Here is a 16,073-nt window from a genome sequence, read left to right as displayed (position 1 = left end):
CGCCCGCACCACACGGGAAGCCGCAAGGGGCTTTGGCAGCGGCGGGCGCCGCGCTCAGCCGCCCCCCGGGCGCGCGCCCCCCCCCCCCCCCGGCCCCCTCGTGGTGGTCGCGGCGCTCGCCGCCGCCCTCTTCGCCACCGGCGTCGGCCCACGCCCGCCCGGACAGGCCTGGGACGTCCTCTACGACGTCGTCCTCTACCACCTGTCCTGGCTGGCGGCCGGCGCCGCCTGCTGGCTGACCGCCCGGCGGGCTCCCCGCGAGGCGCTCGCCTGGCGGGCGCTGGCCACCTCGCTCGTCGTCGGCGCGGCCGGGAACGTCGCGCGCATCCTCGAGACCGGCCAGGCGGGCACCACGCCGTCCCCGGTGGCCGACACCTGCGTCGCCGTCGCCTACGGCAGCCTCTACGTCGCGCTGTTCGTGCTCATCCGCGCCCGCGTCGCGCGGTTCCTGCCCAGCATGTGGCTCGACGGCGTCGTCGCCGCGCTCGGCACCACGGCGGTCGGCACCGGGTTCCTGCTCGGGCCCTACCTCACCGACAGCAGCCACGTCTCGGTCGCCCAGCTCGCCTGGCCCGGTGCCGACGTGCTGCTGCTGTCGCTGCTGGTCGGCGTCAGCGCCATCCTCGGCGTGCACCTGGACCGCACCCTGCTGTGCATCGCCGGGGCCATCGCGCTGTTCTGCGTCGCCGACGCCGCCCTGTTCGTGCTGAGCGCCGAGGGCCGCTACGCCGACGGCGGGCCGCTGGAGCTGGTGTGGCAGGCCGGCGTGCTGCTGGCCGCCGTCGCCGCGTGGCGCACCACCGGCGACCCGCGGCGCGCCGCCGGGCAGGAGGGCGTGCGGATCACCTGGCGGCTGGTCGCGCTGCCGCTGGCCGGCACGCTCGCCGCCCTTGCCGTGCTCGCCGCCGGCTACGGCGACGACCTGCCCGACAGCGCCGGGTGGCTGGCGGTGGGCTGCGTGCTCGCCGCGCTGGCCCGCACCGCGGTCACCTTCCGCGAGGTGCGGACGTTCGCGGTGGTCCGGCAGGAGGCGCGCACCGACGAGCTCACCGGCCTGCCCAACCGGCGCGCGCTGCTCGAGCGCGCCCGCACCGTCGTCGCCGGGGCGACCACCGCCTCCCCCGCCGCGCTGCTGCTGCTGGACCTCGACGGGTTCAAGGAGGTCAACGACAGCCTCGGGCACGGCGCCGGCGACCAGCTGCTGTGCCAGGTCGGCCCGCGGGTGACCCCCGCGCTGCGGCCGGGCGAGGTGCTCGCGCGGCTCGGCGGCGACGAGTTCGCCGTCCTGCTGCCCGCCGTCGACCTGGACACCGCCGCCGAGCGCGCCGGCGTCGTGCACGACCTGCTGCGGCAGCCGTTCGAGGTCGACGGCATCCGGCTGCACGTCGGCGTGAGCATCGGCGTCTCGACCGCGCCGGTCCCCGCCGACGACGTCCAGGAGCTGCTGCGCTGCGCCGACGTGGCGATGTACGCGGCCAAGACCGAGCGCGCCGGCGTGCACGTCTACGTCCCCGACCCGACCAGCGGGTCGGGCGAGCGGCTGCGCACGATGGAGGAGCTGCGCACCGCGCTGGCCGAGGACCAGCTCGACGTCCACCTGCAGCCGCAGGTCGCCATGGACGACGGCCGCACGGTCGGCGTCGAGGCGCTGCTGCGGTGGCACCACCCCGGGCGTGGGCTGCTCGGCCCCGCGCAGGTGCTGCCCGCCGCCGAGCAGGCCGGCCTGCTGCGCCTGCTGACCGACACCGTGCTCGAGCGCTCCCTGGACGCGGTCGCCCGCTGGTGGGACGAGCACCGGGTGCCGGTGTCGGTGAACCTGTCCGCGGCCAACGTCGCCGACCTCGACCTGCCCGGCAAGGTCGCCGCGGAGCTGGCCCGGCGCGGGCTGCCCCCGGCGGCGCTGACCCTGGAGCTGGTCGAGGACACCCTCATGGCCGATCCCGAGCGCGGCCGCACCGTGCTCGGCGAACTGCGCCGCCTGGGCGTGCGCACCTCCATCGACGACTACGGCACCGGCTACAGCTCGCTGGCCTACCTGCGCCGGCTGCCCGCCGACGAGCTCAAGCTCGACCGCAGCCTCACCGCCGACGTCGACCGCGACGAGCGGGCCGCCGCGATCGTGCGGCACACCGTCGCGCTCGCCCACGACCTGGGCCTGAGCCTGGTCGCCGAGGGCGTCGAGGACCTCACCACCGCCGCCCGGCTCGCGGCGCTGGGCTGCGACGTCGCCCAGGGCTACGCCGTCGCCCGGCCCATGCCGGTCCCCGACCTGCTGCGCTGGCTGGCCGCCCACCGCGCCGCCACCGCCCGTGTCCGGGACTGAGACGGTGCCGAGCCGGTCCGCCGCCGGCCGGCCGGCGCCGTGGCGGGGTGGCGCCGTGGTCGCCGCGCGGGGGCAGCGGACCGGCACCCGCCGCCCGGTGGTCTGGCTGACGGCGGCCCTCGTCGCCGTCTACCTCACCGGCGTGGACCGGGCCCGCAGCGGTCCGGCGGAGACGCTGCTGTACGACGTCGTCCTCTACAACGCCGTCCCGGTCCTGGCCGGCCTCCTCTGCTGGCGCACCGGCGGCCGGTCGCCCGCCGAGCGGCGCACCTGGCAGGCGGTGGCCGTGGCGTGGGGCCTGATCGTGGTCGGCAACCTCACCTACGTCCTGGTCGTGGTCCCGCAGGCGCAGCCGCCGTTCCCCTCGGTGGCCGACGCGTGGTGGCTGGCCGCCTACCCGCCGCTGTTCGCCGTCCCCCTGTTCCTCGTCCGCAGCCGGGCGCCGCGGGCGTCGGCGGTGAGCTGGCTCGACGGGCTGATCGGCGCGCTCGCGGTCGCCGCGGTCACTGCGACCTGGGTGCTGGGGCCCACGCTGTCCTCCCGGGCGCACGACCCGCTGGCGGTCGCCGCCAACCTCGCCTACCCGGTGGCCGACCTGCTGCTGCTCGCGCTCGTCGGCGCGGTGTTCGCGGTCCTGGGCGCCCGCGTCGACCGGACCGTCCTCCTGCTCTGCGCCGTCCTGACCGGGAAGCTGGTCGCCGACGTGCTCATCGCCGCGGCCCAGGCCGGGGGCACCTACGTCCCCGGCGGCTGGGGCGACCTGGCCTGCGTCCTCAACGCGGCGCTCACGGTGGTCGCGGTCGTCACGGCCCCCCGGCCCGCCGCCCCCGAGCCGGTCGTGCAGGTCCGCACGGGCTGGCGCTGGGTGGGCATCCCGGTCGGCTGCAACGTCGCGGCGCTGCTCGTCCTGAGCGTCGAGTGGAGCCGGCCCGGCGCCGGGCTCGGGGAGCTGTGCGCCCTGGGCTGCCTGGCCGCGTCGCTCGCCCGCACGGCGCTGACCCTGCGGGAGCTGCGGGCGCTGACCGAGGTCCGCCGGCAGGCGCACACCGACGAGCTGACCGGCCTGGCCAACCGGCGGGCGCTGGCCGAGCGCGCCGCCGCGCACCTGGCCCCCGGCCGGCCCGCGGGCGTGCTCCTGCTCGACCTGGACGGGTTCAAGGCGGTCAACGACGGCCTCGGCCACGCCGCCGGCGACGACATGCTGCGGACCGTCGGGGCGCGGCTGCGCGGGGCCCTCCGCCCGTCCGACGTCCTGGCCCGGCTCGGCGGGGACGAGTTCGCCGTCCTGCTGCCGGGCGCCGACGCCGTCCTGGCGCGGGAGTGCGCCGCCCGGCTGCACGGCGTCCTCGTCGAGCCGGTGGCGGTCGCCGGGCGCGTCGTCCGGGTCGGCGCCAGCATCGGCCTGGCGACCGCCCCCGGCGACGGGCGGACGATCGAGAGCCTGCTCGCGGCCGCCGACGCCGGGATGTACGCCGCCAAGGCCGGGGGCGGCGGGGTCGCCGCCGACCCCGCCACCCCCCTGCCGCTGCCGCGGGACCCCGAGGGCGCAGCCGCGGCCGACGTCGTCCTCGTGCCCCTGGTCGACCCGTCGGGACGCCCGGCCGCCCGCGAGGCGCGGACGCCCGACGGACGCCCGGCCGACCTGACCGCCCTCACGCGCGCCCTGCCCCTCCTCGGCCTCGCGGACGCCGCTCCCCCGGTCTGGACGACGCTGTCGCCCGCCGACGTCGCGGGCACGCGCACCGCCGACTCCCTGGCCGCGGCGCTGCTGCGGGCGGGGGTCCCGCCGGAGTCGGTGGTCTGCGTGCTGCCGCGCGACCTGCCCGGCCCGCTGCTCCCCGCGGCGGCCGACCTCCTGGCGGGGCTGCGCGCCCGCGGCCTGGGGACGGCGGTCGACGGCACCGTCCTGCAGGTCCTCGGCCACGCCGGCGACGGCGCACTGGCCGCCGACGTCGTGCGGCTCGACCTCACCGGCGGCGCCGTGCCCGCCGCGGCGGTGACGCACGCCGTCGCGCTGGTGACCGCGCTCGGCGGCCGCGTCGTCGCCGTGACCGACGACGCCGACCCTCCTGACGTGCCGGGCTGCACCGTGCTGCGGACCGCCGGCGCGGACCGTGCCGCCCCGGGGGCGCGCGCGTCCTGACCGGCCCGGCGGCGGGTCGGCCCGGGGATGTGCCTTCCCGCCGGAGCGGGCAGGATGGCCGGAGTCGATCAACCCGGAGGTGCATCCCGTGTCCCGCACACAGTCCCGCGGCCAGGTCACACAGTCCCGCGGCCAGGTCATCGGGGCCGAGCTCCAGGAGGGGCTCAGTCACCTCGGCGCCGCCGTCACGGAGGCCGGCCGGGCCGCCGCGGAGCAACTGGCCCCCCGCGTGGACGCCGCGCGCGAGGCGGCCGCCCCCAGGGTCGCCGCCGCCGTCGCGGTTGCCGCGCCCGCCGTCGCCTCGGCCCGCGAGGCCCTGGCCCCGCGGGTGGACGCCGCCCGCGGCGCCGCGAGCCCGGTCCTCGACGCCGCCCGCGAGCGCGTCGACGCCGCCGTCGTGGCGCTCACCCCGCGCGTCGTGGCCGCCCGGGAGGCCGCCAACCCCGTCCTCGACGCCGCCCGCGAGCGCGTCGACGCGGCCGTCGACGCGCTGACCCCGCGCGTGGCCGCCGCCCGCGAGTCCGCCGGCCCGGCGGTCACCTCGGCGCTGACCGCCGCCGGTGCCGCCGCCGCCAAGGCCGCCGCGGACCTCGCGCCCCGGGTGGAGGCCGCCTCGGCCGCCACCCGCAAGGCGCTGGCCACCGAGGTCGCCCCCCGGGTGGCCGCCGCGAGGGACACCGTCGTCCCGGCCCTGGGCAGCGCCCGCGACAGCCTGGTCGCCGGCGTCGGCACCGCCCTCAGCGAGCTCGAGCACCGCCGGGCCGAGCTCGTCGGCGGCGCCGCGCAGACCGGCCGCAAGGCGACGGAGGCCGGCCGGAAGGCCACGCGGAAGACCGCGAAGAAGGCTGCGCAGGCGAGGCGGAAGGTGGGTACGGGATCCGAGCCGCGCCGCTGGCCGTGGGTGCTCCTCGCGCTGGCGGTCGGCGCGGCGGCGTTCTCGTTCCTGCGCCGCAAGACCGAGGACCCGTGGACGCCGGCCCCCGCCGGCGACGGGCCCGTGCCCAGCTACCGAGAGGACCCCGTGCCCAGCTCCCCGAGCAACGACGACTCCGGCAAGACCGTCTCCGACGCGATGTTCGTCGCCGGCGACTCGGCGCCCCCCGAGTCCGACATGGGCATCCGCGATGCCCAGAACGTGGCCGGCGACGACGACGCCGGCGCCACCGACCCGACCCGGACCGCTCCCGAGCCGTTCACCAGCGGCGGCGGGGCGGACGAGGGCCCGACCGCCGGGCCCGCCGCCGGCCAGGCCTGACGGCCCGCCGTCAGCACGCCGATCGCCCCCGCTGCCCTCGAGGCGGCGGGGGCGATCGCCGTCCGGGAGTACGGTGGGGATCATGAGCGAGACGGTGACGACCAGTACCTCCGAGCCGTCCCGGATCGGTCCCTCGGGCCGCAAGCTGCTGCGCCTGGAGGTGCGCAACAGCCAGGTCCCGATCGAGCGCAAGCCGGAGTGGATCAAGACCCGGCTGAAGACCGGCCCGGAGTACACCGAACTCAAGTCGCTGGTCCGCCGCGAGGGCCTGCACACCGTCTGCGAAGAGGCCGGCTGCCCCAACATCTACGAGTGCTGGGAGGACCGGGAGGCCACCTTCCTCATCGGCGGCGACCAGTGCACCCGGCGCTGCGACTTCTGCCAGATCGACACCGGCAAGCCCGCCGAGTTCGACGCCGACGAGCCCCGCCGCGTCGCCGAGAGCGTCGCGACGATGCAGCTCCGGTACGCCACCGTCACCGGCGTCGCCCGCGACGACCTGCCCGACGGCGGCGCGTGGCTCTACGCCGAGACCGTCCGCCAGATCCACGCCGCCGTCCCCGGCTGTGGCGTCGAGCTGCTCATCCCCGACTTCAACGCCGACCCCGGCCAGCTGGCCGAGGTGTTCTCCTCCCGGCCCGAGGTGCTGGCGCACAACGTCGAGACCGTGCCGCGGATCTTCAAGCGCATCCGCCCCGGCTTCCGCTTCGAGCGGTCCCTCGCGGTGATCACCGCCGCCCGCGAGGCCGGGCTGGTCACCAAGTCCAACCTCATCCTCGGCATGGGTGAGGAGCCCGACGAGGTGGTCGAGACCATGCGCGCGCTGCACGAGGCCGGCTGCGACCTGCTGACGATCACCCAGTACCTGCGGCCCTCGCCGCGGCACCACCCCGTGGTCCGCTGGGTCAAGCCCGACGAGTTCGTCGGCTTCCAGCAGGAGGCGGAGAGGATCGGCTTCCCGGGCGTGCTCGCCGGGCCGCTGGTGCGCAGCTCCTACCGGGCCGGGCGGCTCTACCAGCAGGCCGTCGAGGCCCGCGGTCTCACCACTCGGGGCTGACCGCCCCGCGGGCTCCCCGGGACCGCTGCGCGACGCCCCTATCCTGGGGACATGGCACGCAGCAAGCCCACAGACTCCCCCGCTCCCGCCGGCAACGCCGGCCGGGGCCCCGCCGCGGGGCGCGGCCGGTCCACGGGCGGTGCCACCGCGGCGGGGAAGGCGGGCAAGCCCGCGAAGACCGGCAAGGACGGCGAGCCGAAGGTCGGCCGGCTGAAGAAGGTCGGCAACCAGGTCCGCATGATCAAGCAGGCCTACTCGCTGACGCGGAAGAACGACCCGAAGCTGCCGTGGTACATGCTCATCGCCTTCGTGGCGGTGGCCGGTGTGGTCGAGCTGCTGGCCATCCTGTTCGGGGCGCCGTTCCTCTTCCTGCCGATCGCGGTCGTCCTCGGCGTGCTGGCGGCGATGATCGTCTTCGGCCGCCGCGCGCAGGGCTCGGCCTACCGCCAGGTGGAGGGCCAGCCCGGCGCCGCCGCGTGGGTGCTGGAGGGCATGCGCGGTGACTGGCGGGTGTCCGCCGGGGTCGCCGGCACCGCCCAGCTGGACGCGGTGCACCGGGTGCTCGGCCGCCCGGGCGTCATCCTGGTCGGCGAGGGCTCGCCGGTCCGCGTCCGCGGCCTGCTGGCGCAGGAGAAGAAGCGCATCGCCCGCGTCGTCGGCGACACCCCCATCTACGACGTCACCGTCGGCGAGGAGGAGGGGCAGGTCCCCCTCCGCAAGCTCAGCGCCCACGTGATGAAGCTGCCCCGCAACCTGTCCGCCGGTGAGGTCAACACCCTCGGCCGGCGGCTGGCCGCGCTCGGCGGCGCGCGCCCGCCGGTCCCCGGCGGCCCGCTGCCCGGCGGCCGGCAGATGACCGTCAGCCAGCGGCAGGTCCGCCGCCGCTGAGGGAGGACCTCCCCGCGCCCCACCGCTCGCACGCTCGCGGCGGGCCCCTGCGGGGAGGCCGTCACAGCCGGCCGAAGGGCTCCGCGTAGCGGAAGGTGCCGCGCTGCTCCGGACCGGCCAGCCGGCGGGCCTGGAAGTGCCCGCCCCAGGCGGGGTCCGGCGGCTCGACGCCCAGGTCCGAGGCGCGCACGAAGCCGGCCCGCGCGTAGAAGGCCGGGTCGCCGAGCAGCGCCACCAGGCGCTCCCCCGCCGCCTCGGCGACGGCGACCAGCGCGTGCACCAGCACCGTCCCGACGCCCCTCCCCTGCCGGTCCGGCCGCACGCCGAGCGGGCCCAGCCCCAGCGCCGGGGCGTCGAGGGGGTCGATCCACCCGCGGGTGGCGACCACGTGCCCGACGACGTCGTCCCCGTCGGCGGCGACCAGCGACAGGTGCGGCAGGAAGCCCGCGTCCGCGCGGAGCTCCCGCACCAGCCGGGCCTCGACGTCGGTGGGGAACGCCGCCCGGTGCACCGCGTCGACGGCGGCGGCGTCGGCCGGCCGCTCGCGCCGGACGATCACCTGTCGAGGACGACGGCGGTGTCGGTGACGCGGTCGTGCAGGCCGCGGCCGTCGGCGTCGACCACCAGCGCCGGCACCAGCAGCATGAGCAGCCCGGTGCGGACGACGGCCCGCCAGGGCGCCAGCCGCGACGCGGGGTGCGGGTGCGCCAGCCGCAGACCCAGCAGCCGCATCCCCGGCGTCTGCCCGACCGCCACGAGGAACACGACGTAGACCACCGCGAACGACAGCAGGCTCCAGTTGCCCGGCAGGTCCGGGGCGGTGAACAGGCCCGCGACGACGGCGGAGAGGAAGGCGTCGACCAGGAACGCCAGCACCCGGGTGCCGAACGGCGCCAGCGACCCGGGCCCGTCCTCCGGCAGGCCCAGCGACGCACCCCGCCGGCGCTCCTGAGAGGGTGGCTGTGCGTCCCTGACCATGCCCACCAGCGTAGGACCCGCCCGCCGCACGCCCGGCCGCTTGCGCGCGACGGCGTCCGGTGCGACACGCCGGAGCCGTTGTTACCGCCCCGAAACAGACGGGACACCCCGGGGCAACTCCCCGGTCATAGCTTGCGAGTCGGCTGTCCGCCCCACACCGGAGGATCGATGTTCACCAGTCCCGACGAGGTCGCCGCCTACATCCGCGACAACGACGTCGAGTACGTCGACGTGCGCTTCTGCGACCTGCCCGGCGTCATGCAGCACTTCACCATCCCGGCGTCGACGTTCGGTGAGGACACCTTCTCCGACGGCCTCGGCTTCGACGGGTCGTCGATCCGCGGGTTCCAGGCGATCAACGAGTCGGACATGCTGCTGCTGCCCGACGCCAACAGCGCCTTCCTCGACCCGTTCCGGAAGCACAAGACGCTGAACGTCAACTTCTTCATCCACGACCCGATCACGCGCGAGGCCTACAGCCGCGACCCGCGCAACGTGGCGAAGAAGGCCGAGGCGTACCTCGCCAGCAGCGGGATCGCCGACACCGCCTACTTCGGCCCCGAGGCGGAGTTCTACATCTTCGACTCGATCCGGCACTCGACCGGCATCAACGAGGGCTACTACCACATCGACTCGGTCGAGGGCTCCTGGAACTCGGGCGCCCTGACCGGCGAGAACGGCGGCCCCAACCTGGGCTACAAGACCCGCGCCAAGGGCGGCTACTTCCCGGTCGAGCCCTTCGACCACTACAGCGACCTGCGCGCCACGATGATGTCCAACCTCACCGGCGTGGGCCTCGAGCTCGAGCGCGGTCACCACGAGGTCGGCACCGGTGGTCAGGCCGAGATCAACTACAAGTTCGACACCCTGCTGCGCGCCGCCGACAGCCTGATGCTGTTCAAGTACGTCATCAAGAACACCGCCTGGGCGCACGGCAAGACCGTCACCTTCATGCCCAAGCCGCTGTTCGGCGACAACGGCTCGGGCATGCACTGCCACCAGAGCCTCTGGAAGGACGGCGAGCCGCTCTTCCACGCCGAGACCGGCTACGCGGGCCTGTCCGACACCGCCCGCCACTACATCGGCGGCCTGCTGGCCCACGCCCCGTCGCTGCTGGCCTTCACCAACCCGACGGTGAACAGCTACCACCGCCTGGTGCCGGGCTACGAGGCGCCGATCAACCTCGTCTACTCGGCCCGCAACCGCTCGGCCTGCTGCCGCATCCCGATCTCGGGCGACAACCCGAAGGCCAAGCGCATCGAGTTCCGCGTGCCCGACCCGTCGGCCAACCCCTACCTCGCCTTCTCGGCGATGCTCATGGCCGGCCTCGACGGCATCAAGAACAAGATCGAGCCGCCGGCGCCGGTGGACAAGGACCTCTACGAGCTGCCGCCCGAGGAGGCCCTGGGCATCGAGAAGGTCCCGGCGTCGCTGGACGCCGTCCTCGACCGGCTCGAGGTCGACCACGAGTACCTGATCGACGGCGGCGTCTTCACGCCCGACCTGATCGAGACGTGGATCGAGTACAAGCGGGAGAACGAGATCGACCCGATCCGCCTCCGCCCGCACCCGCACGAGTTCGCCATGTACTACGACATCTGATCCGTCCCGGCACGCGACAGGGGCCGGTGACCTGGACGAACAGGTCACCGGCCCTTCTCGTGCTCGACATGGCTCCCGGTGCAGGTCACCACCCGGCCTGGCTGGCAGTGCACACCGCGCGGGCTCGACGGCGGCGCCGGGGAGGACGTCTCCCGCAGCGGCCCGGCTCGCACGCCTCGTACCGTCCAGGGAAGGGGTCGTGCCGGACCGCAGGAGTCACCGGCGCCGGCCCGTGCGGAGGACCGGCGGACCCCGTCAGACCGCTCCGACAGTCAGGACCCGGGGTCGGAACTCCTCCGCGGCGGGCCCCAGCCCGAACAGGTGGCGCACCGCCTGGACGCAGCGGCCGGCGGCAGCGCCGTCCCCGTAGGGGTTGACCGCACGAGCCATCGCCGCGTGGGCGGCAGGGTCGGTGAGCAGCTCCTCCGTGGCGGGGACGAGGACACCGGGATCGGTGCCCACGAGCCGGACCGTGCCCGCCTCCACAGCCTCCGGCCGCTCTGTGTTGTCCCGCAGGACGAGCACCGGCTTGCCGAGGCTGGGCGCCTCCTCCTGGACGCCCCCGCTGTCGGTGAGGACGAGCGTGGCGCGGGCCATGAGCCGGGCGAAGTCCCCGTAGGCCAGCGGTTCGACGACGAGCACGTTCGGCAGGTGCTCGAGATGTGGCAGCAACGCCTCCCGCACCACGGGGTTGCGGTGCACCGGCAGCACGACCCGCAGCTCCGGGTGGCGCCGGGCGATGGTCGCGACCGCCCGGCCGACGCCGCGCATCGGCTCGCCCCAGGACTCGCGGCGGTGGGAGGTGACCAGCAGGACCGGCCGGTCGTCCTCGTCCAGGGCTGCCAGGGCCGGCTCGGCGTAGGAGCGGCTGCGGCCCACGACGTCGATGAGTGCGTCGATGACGGTGTTGCCGGTGACGACGATGCGCCCTGCGTCCACCCCCTCTCGAAGCAGGTTGGCGCGGCTGGCCTCCGTCGGCGCGAGGTGCAGCGTGGCCAACTGGGTGGTCAGTCGCCGGTTCATCTCCTCGGGGAAGGGGGAGGTAACGTCGCCGGTGCGCAGACCCGCCTCCAGGTGCACGACGGGGACCCGCTCGTAGAAGGCGGCGAGTGCTGCGGCGAGCGTCGTGGTCGTGTCCCCTTGCACCAGGACGGCATCGGGCTGCCGGTCGTGGATCAGGGGGACGAGGCCCGCCAGCGCCCGCACGGTGATCCCCTCGAGGGTCTGTCGGGGCTCGATGATGTCCAGGTCGTGCTCGGCGGTGATGTCGAACAGTTCGTTGACTTGGTCGAGCATCGACCGGTGCTGGCCGGTGAGCACCACCGAGGCGCTCAGATCCGGGTCGTCGTCGAGCCCGCGGACGACGGGCGCCATCTTCACCGCCTCCGGACGCGTGCCGTAGACGACCATCACGTGCTTCATGTCCTACCTCCGGGCGGTCGAGTGACCTAGACGGCGGTGAGTTGGATGTCCTCGAACTCGACGGCGGCGTCCTCGGTGTAGAGCCCGACGGACCCGCCCCTGTACGGCTCGCCGGGGTCTACGACCCGGGCCAGCAGCACCCCGTCGACGGTGACCTCCATCTCGGCGCCCACCTGCCGGACCGTCACCTCGTACCAGGGCCCCACCGGGAACGTCGGGGCCGTACCGGTCGCGAGGAACTGCTGCGAGCCAGCGAACGCAGGGTCGGCCTTTCCGATCTCCCACCCGTTGGGCTTCAGGGTGAGGTAGTAGAAGTGCTCGTTGTCGGTGTGGTGCCACACCAGCCAAGCGACCTCCCAGGGGTTTCCCCCAGACCGGCGCAGCTGCTCGCGCGTCCTCAGCCGCACCGAGACCTCGACGTCCTCGAATTCCTGCTCGCTCAGCGCCAACGCAGCTGCCGTGTCGCTCTCGTGGTCGACGGCTCGAGGCGCCAGCCGGTACCGCCAGCCGTCCGCGCGCTGTACGCCGCTGGCGGTGCCGTAGCCGTCGAAGGCCAGCCGCCACCCGCCGCACCGGTCCGACTGATGCCAGGGGTCGCAGACGATGGGATCGGTGGCACCTGCATCGGGGGGGACGTCGCCGTTGCCGCACGCGGGGAGAAGGGCACACACGAGCAGGCTGCCGATCAGTGCTCGGGCAAGCCCTCTGCGGCCGGTGCCCACCGCGTCAGGCCCCCCGGCCGGTGGAGGCGGGCCGGGCACCGGTGCCCTCTTTGCCGGGGAAGGAGACGACGACGCCGTCCGACCCGGCCCGGGCGTAGCCGGGCTTGCCGCGGTCGGGCAGGCGCTCGGTCTTGAACCACGAGCGGCGGCCCTGCAGCACCCGGAGGACCGCCCACCAGCCCGCAGCCATCCACAACAGGCCGAAGAGCACGAACACGTGCCCGTAGAGGACGACACGCCACCGACGGATCCGATCGCCTCGACGCCGGTACACGTGGGCGAAGAGGACGCCGGGCAGGAAGGTCAGCACGTACCAGGACAGGAGCACCGGCCATTGGAGCAGTTGCGCCCGTGCCAGCGGCGAGGCCGCGAGGCCCACGACCGAGGCCACGAGCGACAGGACCATCAGCGAGCTGACCAGGATGAGGACCGGCATCAGGATGGTGTGCAGGATCTCGGCGGCCACCCGCCCGGACGAGTGCCGCAGCACCTGCGGGACCAGGCGCCAGGCCTGCAGGTTGCCCTGGAACCAGCGGGACCGCTGCCGGACCAGCCGGCGCAGGCTCGTCAGTCCCTGCTGGTGGACGGCGACGATCGGGCAGTGCATCGTCCACCAGCCGGCCAGCTGCAGGCGCACGCCCAGGTCGAGGTCCTCGGTGAGGACGTCGGACCACGGCGCACGACCCAGGCTCGTCAGCGCGGACAGCCGGGTGAACTGGCCGTTGCCGCCCAGCCCGGCGATACCGAGCCGGTTGTGGGCCACCTGGAAGATCGACGTGTAGGTGACGAACTCCATGTCCTGCAGGCGGGTGAGCACCCCCGCGCGCCGGTTGTCGATGCGGACGGCGACCTGCACTCCGCCCACCCTGGGATCGGCGAAGTAGGGGACGACGGCCTCCAGGGCGTGCTGGTCGAGACGGCCGTCGGCGTCGAGGAGGCCGACGACGACCTGGTCCGGAGCGCGGTTCACCAGGTCCGTCGTCAGCAGGTGGTCCACCGCGGCGTTGAGGGCTGCCCCCTTCCCCTGTCGGGCGTTCGGCGGCGTACGCCGCAGGACGTGCACGCGGCGGTCCGGGTACGACCGGGCGATCTCGGCGGTGGCGTCCGTCGAGCCGTCGTCGATGACGAGGACGAGGAAGTCCTGCAGCGGCAGGGAGGTCAGACGCTGGAGGGTGCCGGCCAGCACCTCCTCCTCGTCCAGGCACGGGACCAGGAACACGAAGAAGGGGGCGTCGAACCCTGATCGCTGGAGTCGCAGGGGCACGACCCCGCTCTCCAGGTACATCCCCAGGGCGTAGGTGAGGCTGCAGATCACCGCTGCCGATGCCGCCAGGAGGAGGAGACCGGTCATCGTCACCGGCTCCTCACCCCGGAACCGCGCGCACGCCTCCGGGCCCGCGGGAACGGGAGATGCCGGGGCCGGGGGTGGAGGTACCGGCTGGCCACGACGAGGCAGACGAGCACGAGCAGGTAGCAGAGGAAGGCAGCGCCGGCGGTCGCAAGGGCCCAGCGCGCGAGCCAGAACGCCCAGTCACCCATCGGTCCTCCCCCACGCGGCGGGACCGTCGGCGGACCTGTGACGGGTGGGCGCAGGGGCGGACGTCACAGCTCTCCCGGGGGGACGAACTCGTAGCCGAGCTCCCGGAACCGGTCGATGATCCACTCCAGCCGCTCGGTGCCCAGGTAGGGGTGGTAGAAGAAGCTCGCGACGCCGTCCCGGACGACGAGGTTGGATCGTGCACCGTCCACGATGGCCTGCATCGACCCAGGCCCGCCGACGGGGACCGGAGGTCCCTCGACGAAGCCGAGGTTCTCCGGGATGACCGTGCTCCCGTAGCCGTCGCGTACGACGTAGGGCGCGTACTGAGCGAAGAGGAAGTCGTTCATCGGACCTGCCCGCCACCCGCCTGACAGGTAATAGGGACGGTCGTAGCGTGCGTCGAAGAGCCGTCCGGCCGCTTCGTACGAGGCCGATGATGCGGCGTAATGGGGGAACTCGAACACCCGCGGCCTCGGCAGACCGGTGCCGGTGACCTCGGCGATGGCCGACTCGAGGCGATCGGTGGCCCACGCGGGTGAGTCCCCCGGGACCGGCCCCTGGTAGACCAGCGCGCCGTCTGGCGTGCGGTCGACCCGGAAGAACTCGAAGTCCGCGCCGCTCCCGCCGGTGTCCGGGTTCCGCTGGGCGCCGAACTGGTGGGTGTACCCGTGGAGCACCATCGTGCCGCCGCGCTGGATCATGTAGGCGACCGCCTCGACCACGTCCGGCCGCTCGGACAGTCTCACCGTGCGACGTGGCTCGGCTTCCAGCCCATCCACGGCCACTGGGTAGAGGGCGAAGCTGAAGGGCACGCCGGCGCGGTCCAGTGCGTCGGCCTGGCGGCGGAGCTCTCCGGGATCGGACAGGGGGTTGACGTCCTCCAGACGCACGAGGGCGCGGTGCCGGGTAGTGGTGTCCGGCCGGAGCAGGTCGAAGAAGAGGTCACAGACGACGAGGTAGCGGTCCCCGCTCTCCCCGGCGGGGTCCAGGGCGACCTCGGCGACGTAGATGAGAGCACCCGACCGCACCGCCCAGGGGGTCCTGCTCCCGTCTTCGTGGACCGTCTCGGCCAGGACCTGCACCCGCGCGGGATCGGTCACGGTGACACCGGCGGGAGCACCGGCGTCGGCGGGGCGGGAGAGCTCGGCGCCCTTGTAGGCGACGCGCGGCGCCGGGTGCGGATCAGCGGGCAGCCACGTCATCCCCAGGGCCTGGCGCAGGTCGGCCGACGCGGCCGGTAGCTCGTCGAGGTTGGCGCCCAGCCAGAGCACCGGGGTACCGCCGTTCCGCACGTCGGCGACGAAGGAGGGCGGGAGCACCTGGTCGGCGTTGGTACCGAGGTAGACCACCCCGCGGTAGGTGCCCATCTCACCCGGCGCGTAGGTCGAGATGCCGTGCACGTGCGGTGTGCCGAAGTGGGAGGCGAGCGCGGCCGCGAGCGTGCCGTACAGCTGGGACAGCGGCAGGAACTCACCCGTGTCGTCGTAGAGGACGAGCGAGGACGCCGTTCCCGACGGCGCGAGCGGGGCCCGCACGGCACTCGACGGGAACTCCAGCCCGGAGAGGTCCGCGCGGTGCGGCCCGGCCGGTGCGACCGGGACGGCCGTGGACAGGCCCACCAGGACGGCGGACGAGAAGAACGCTGCGCACACGACGAGTGCGAGGAACCACCGGACGAGGATCCTGGGTCGCGGCGTCCCGTCGTCCGTGTCGACCATGCGACGACCACTCCCCGTTCGCGTCCTCGGCCGTCACCACAGGGTCCCGACCCCGGAACGCCTCCACCACGTCCTGATGAGTGTGGCGGTTGGGACAGTGCAGAAATAGAAGCAGTCGACGTGCATTGCGTACAGGGGTACCAGCCATTCTCCTTCTGCACACGGAGTAATCGATCAATGGCACCGCGCAGGAAGACAGGAGATGTCCTGCGAGTGGTGACTGATCGCGACTGCTCTTCGACGCCCTGTCGCTCCACGGGACGTCTCGGACACCGCACGCGCGATCGCGTCCTGCCGAGCGAGTCGGAGACCAATGCATGTGACCAAGCGGCTACATTGCGTGGCGACCGTCCGCTCGACCCTCGCCCGAACCTCCCGGCCCCGGCACCGGAGCCCTGCCGTCCGTGGCCCGTCGTACACCGGGG

12 protein-coding genes are annotated in these 16,073 nt (G+C 74.5%); 6 read left to right on the top strand and 6 right to left on the bottom strand.

The window, feature by feature from the left end; all coding sequences use genetic code 11:
• The first annotated feature begins 100 nt into the window (after nt 1-100).
• The 5 genes from ACI79Z_RS21710 (at nt 101) to ACI79Z_RS21690 (ending at nt 7,666) form a co-directional block, all read left to right on the top strand.
• The gene (locus ACI79Z_RS21710; RefSeq protein ID WP_456903978.1) at nt 101-2,323 is read left to right on the top strand and encodes a putative bifunctional diguanylate cyclase/phosphodiesterase; all 2,223 of its coding nucleotides are present in this window, start codon (nt 101-103) and stop codon (nt 2,321-2,323) included.
• Nucleotides 2,324-2,378: 55 nt separating this feature from the next.
• Nucleotides 2,379-4,466 (top strand): diguanylate cyclase domain-containing protein, encoded by a 2,088-nt coding sequence (locus ACI79Z_RS21705; RefSeq protein WP_456903976.1) that lies wholly within the window; start codon nt 2,379-2,381, stop codon nt 4,464-4,466.
• Between the two features lie 88 nt (nt 4,467-4,554).
• A complete protein-coding gene (locus ACI79Z_RS21700; RefSeq protein ID WP_456903974.1) occupies nt 4,555-5,721 on the top strand; it encodes a hypothetical protein in 1,167 nt (388 codons plus the stop codon).
• A gap of 82 nt (nt 5,722-5,803) precedes the next feature.
• Entirely contained in the window at nt 5,804-6,778 is a 975-nt protein-coding gene (lipA, locus tag ACI79Z_RS21695) for a lipoyl synthase (protein ID WP_387989157.1), read from the top strand.
• Between the two features lie 51 nt (nt 6,779-6,829).
• Nucleotides 6,830-7,666 carry a DUF4191 domain-containing protein gene (locus tag ACI79Z_RS21690; RefSeq protein WP_387989154.1) on the top strand — a complete coding sequence of 279 codons (837 nt, stop codon included), beginning with the start codon at nt 6,830-6,832 and terminating at the stop codon, nt 7,664-7,666.
• A gap of 61 nt (nt 7,667-7,727) precedes the next feature.
• On the opposite strand, the gene ACI79Z_RS21685 is transcribed toward ACI79Z_RS21690, so the two are convergent.
• Both ACI79Z_RS21685 and ACI79Z_RS21680 read right to left on the bottom strand, forming a co-directional pair.
• Nucleotides 7,728-8,225: a GNAT family N-acetyltransferase gene (locus ACI79Z_RS21685; protein WP_456903971.1), complete on the bottom strand. Its 498-nt coding sequence runs from the start codon at nt 8,223-8,225 to the stop codon at nt 7,728-7,730.
• Nucleotides 8,222-8,644, bottom strand: coding sequence for an RDD family protein (locus ACI79Z_RS21680; RefSeq protein ID WP_456903969.1), 423 nt, complete (start codon nt 8,642-8,644; stop codon nt 8,222-8,224). Before ACI79Z_RS21680 ends, ACI79Z_RS21685 begins: the two co-directional genes overlap by 4 nt.
• A gap of 168 nt (nt 8,645-8,812) precedes the next feature.
• Between ACI79Z_RS21680 and glnA the strand changes: the two genes are divergently transcribed.
• A complete protein-coding gene (gene glnA / locus ACI79Z_RS21675; RefSeq protein WP_387989145.1) occupies nt 8,813-10,246 on the top strand; it encodes a type I glutamate--ammonia ligase in 1,434 nt (477 codons plus the stop codon).
• A gap of 255 nt (nt 10,247-10,501) precedes the next feature.
• Here glnA and wecB read toward each other — a convergent pair whose 3' ends face one another.
• The 4 genes from wecB to ACI79Z_RS21655 form a co-directional block, all read right to left on the bottom strand.
• Nucleotides 10,502-11,668: a non-hydrolyzing UDP-N-acetylglucosamine 2-epimerase gene (gene wecB, locus ACI79Z_RS21670; protein ID WP_387989142.1), complete on the bottom strand. Its 1,167-nt coding sequence runs from the start codon at nt 11,666-11,668 to the stop codon at nt 10,502-10,504.
• 26 nt (nt 11,669-11,694) lie between these two features.
• Entirely contained in the window at nt 11,695-12,390 is a 696-nt protein-coding gene (locus tag ACI79Z_RS21665; protein ID WP_456903966.1) for a family 16 glycoside hydrolase, read from the bottom strand.
• Nucleotides 12,391-12,394: 4 nt separating this feature from the next.
• Nucleotides 12,395-13,741 carry a glycosyltransferase gene (locus ACI79Z_RS21660; RefSeq protein ID WP_456903964.1) on the bottom strand — a complete coding sequence of 449 codons (1,347 nt, stop codon included), beginning with the start codon at nt 13,739-13,741 and terminating at the stop codon, nt 12,395-12,397.
• Nucleotides 13,742-13,992: 251 nt separating this feature from the next.
• A complete protein-coding gene (locus ACI79Z_RS21655; protein ID WP_456903962.1) occupies nt 13,993-15,648 on the bottom strand; it encodes a DUF2334 domain-containing protein in 1,656 nt (551 codons plus the stop codon).
• Nucleotides 15,649-16,073: the final 425 nt, after the last annotated feature.

It is taken from the genome of Geodermatophilus sp. SYSU D00663, from assembly GCF_054050655.1.
This window is presented reverse-complemented; position numbering and strand designations above follow the sequence as displayed.

What these genes read in the sequence shown, in the direction of transcription:
- lipA (WP_387989157.1), top strand. Translation starts at nt 5,804, where the DNA reads ATGAGCGAGACGGTGACGACCAGTACCTCCGAGCCGTCCCGGATCGGT.
- ACI79Z_RS21655 (WP_456903962.1), bottom strand. Translation starts at nt 15,648, where the DNA reads ATGGTCGACACGGACGACGGGACGCCGCGACCCAGGATCCTCGTCCGG.
- wecB (WP_387989142.1), bottom strand. Translation starts at nt 11,668, where the DNA reads ATGAAGCACGTGATGGTCGTCTACGGCACGCGTCCGGAGGCGGTGAAG.
- ACI79Z_RS21660 (WP_456903964.1), bottom strand. Translation starts at nt 13,741, where the DNA reads ATGACCGGTCTCCTCCTCCTGGCGGCATCGGCAGCGGTGATCTGCAGC.
- glnA (WP_387989145.1), top strand. Translation starts at nt 8,813, where the DNA reads ATGTTCACCAGTCCCGACGAGGTCGCCGCCTACATCCGCGACAACGAC.
- ACI79Z_RS21690 (WP_387989154.1), top strand. Translation starts at nt 6,830, where the DNA reads ATGGCACGCAGCAAGCCCACAGACTCCCCCGCTCCCGCCGGCAACGCC.
- ACI79Z_RS21680 (WP_456903969.1), bottom strand. Translation starts at nt 8,644, where the DNA reads ATGGTCAGGGACGCACAGCCACCCTCTCAGGAGCGCCGGCGGGGTGCG.